The sequence below is a fragment of the Arthrobacter sp. B0427-1-12 genome (genome assembly GCF_059092905.1).
Window position 1 is genome coordinate 1 of record NZ_JBNHIC010000161.1, and the last position, 1,075, is coordinate 1,075.

At 66.3% G+C, this 1,075-nt stretch carries 1 protein-coding gene; it reads right to left on the reverse strand.

The features are described 5' to 3' along the window. Positions 1–135: 135 nt before the first annotated feature. Entirely contained in the window at positions 136–723 is a 588-nt protein-coding gene (locus tag AC5RWU_RS24325) for a TIGR03086 family metal-binding protein (protein WP_493986736.1), read from the reverse strand. Between the last annotated feature and the right edge of the window lie 352 nt (positions 724–1,075).

A 1,075-nucleotide genomic window follows, 5' to 3' on the forward strand; every position in this document is an offset into this window, starting at 1 on the left:
TGCATAAGACCAGTCTTAACCACTGAGCGGACGAGTCCAGCAGGCGCGCCTTAAACTCCCCAAGTTACAGAAGCAATTTGTTCAGCGGCCTCCTAGTTCCTGCTGCTTGGTCACCGAAGCGTCGGCCGCGCGCCTTCAGGCCTTCGCCGTCCAGCCCGGATCCCGTCCGCTCAGGCCGACGGCGCGGTCCAGCAGCGGGGCGTCTTCCGGGACCTCGACGACGGGGCCGAACATGCCCTCGCGCCTGGACTGGTCTTCCGGCGGCCACAGCAGGTCGAAGGACGCCTGCGCGGTTGCCTCATCCACCGAGTACGGCTGGCCGGTGGCGCGGGCCAGGTCCCAGCCGTGCAGGACCAGCTCGTTCAGTGCCACGTGCCCGGCCACGGCGCCAGGCAGGTCCACACCGCCGGCCTGGGTGTCGCCGTCCCACGCCTCCGGGCTGCGCCAGGCCTCGACCAGTTCGTCGAGCCGCGCGGGAATCTGCTCGCGCCAGTCCTCCGGCAGGTTAGTTTCCAGGTCCTGCGGACTGGTCGCCGTCGTCGGACCGAAGTCCTTGCGTGCCGCGTCGCGGAAGGCCATGCTCAGTCCGAGTACGTGGAACAGGAGGTCCCGGACGTTGGCCTTCTCGCACGGCGTCGCGCTGCCGAGCTGCTCTTCGGTGATCCGGGGGAGGAGGGCGACGACGGCCTGGGCCGCTGGCTGGAGGTCATAGATGGCGGACATGGTCCTATTCCACCAGCCCGGGTCCAGACCGTCCAGAGCGCCGGGGCAGCGCCGGGCCCGCCGCCGGGGAATGCAGCATCAACCGCGCTAATTAACTAACAGAGCTACTACTTGCGGAGGATTAACCAGGAAATCACGTATTCCTGTGGCTTGATTACCGTTGCCCGGGGATGGGATTGTTAAGCATCGAAGTTCGGGGAACGTCTTGTTGGGGGACGGGGCGTTCCCCGGACACGATTAAAGGTTTGGCTCGCAAATGCCACCATCCAGGCTCCTTCGGGGGAGGAGAGCCAGTACCTGGCACCGTACGCCGGTTCGGCCATCGGCCAGCACTGGATGTACGGCGGCAAGC

Bases quoted from the DNA above. Each gene is read 5' to 3' on its own strand.
- AC5RWU_RS24325 (WP_493986736.1), bottom strand. From the start codon at position 723: ATGTCCGCCATCTATGACCTCCAGCCAGCGGCCCAGGCCGTCGTCGCC.